Genomic DNA, 886 nt, shown 5'->3' on the forward strand with positions numbered 1-886 from the left:
GGCTCGCCCGCCCGGTCGCGGACCCGGACCTTCAGATCCGAGAGGTCGGCGCCCGGCAGGCCCGCCCCGGCGAAGGCGATCGCCGTCCGGGTCGCCTCGCCGCGGATCTCGTCCTGGCTGCAGAGAATGAGGCCGATATCGTCCTGGCACTGCCAGCCGCCGGCGCTCAGATCGAAGAAGTAGCGCTGCACACCGTCCTCCCCTCGTTCTGGGGAAAGATGTGCACAGACCCTTCGGGCGATGCCTTAACAAATTTTAAGGAAGTCGTCCGGACCCTTCCGATCGCCTGCGGCTCACTGCGCCGGGGATCCTGTCCGCGAGGGTCGTGGTACCGCCACCCCGGCTCGAACGGGGGACCTCTAGATCCACAATCTAGCGCTCTAACCAACTGAGCTATGGCGGCTCGCGACGGGGGGCTGTGTAGTCCGGCCGGAGCGCCGTGGCAAGCGCCGATCCGCATCCGCGGCACCGGAAAAGTGCGCCCGGCCCTCCACGTCGCCGAAAGCGGGGCCGGCGCCGTGGTCGAAGCCGGTCGACCGGCCGGCTCCGGCGCCCTAAACCCGCCGGGCCCTCCACGCCCACCGCGTACGCGCCGACGGTCCGATGAAACCGAAGCCCGAGACGGTCCGCCGCTCCCTCACGGAGAGCGCCCTCGTCCTTGCGCCGAGCTCGCTGCGCGCCTGGGTGCGCAGCGGCGAGATCGGCCTCATCCTGCTCGCCGCCCTGATCGGCTGCCTGTCGGGCGCCCTCGTCAGCCTGATGGGATGGACCGCCCAGGCGGCGCACGAGCTGCTGTTCGGCCTCGGCCTCGACGAGCGCCTGAGCGCGACGCCCTCGATCCCGCCGCTGGTGGCCCTCGGCGTGCCGGCGCTCGGCGGCGTCGCGC

General features: G+C 71.7%; 1 protein-coding gene, 1 tRNA gene and 1 pseudogene. 1 reads left to right on the forward strand and 2 read right to left on the reverse strand.

Annotated elements, in window-relative coordinates; all coding sequences use genetic code 11:
- On the reverse strand, window positions 1–191 hold a 191-nt coding region (locus A5481_RS34925; RefSeq protein WP_064504516.1), incomplete at its 3' end, for a DUF6894 family protein.
- Between the two features lie 135 nt (window positions 192–326).
- Window positions 327–403 (reverse strand) — tRNA-His (locus tag A5481_RS31790).
- A gap of 200 nt (window positions 404–603) precedes the next feature.
- Between A5481_RS31790 and A5481_RS34930 the strand changes: the two are divergent.
- Window positions 604–886: pseudogene (locus A5481_RS34930) on the forward strand (chloride channel protein); the annotation flags it as partial.

It is taken from the genome of Methylobacterium platani, from assembly GCF_001653715.1.
Taxonomy (GTDB): Bacteria; Pseudomonadota; Alphaproteobacteria; order Rhizobiales; family Beijerinckiaceae; genus Methylobacterium; species Methylobacterium platani.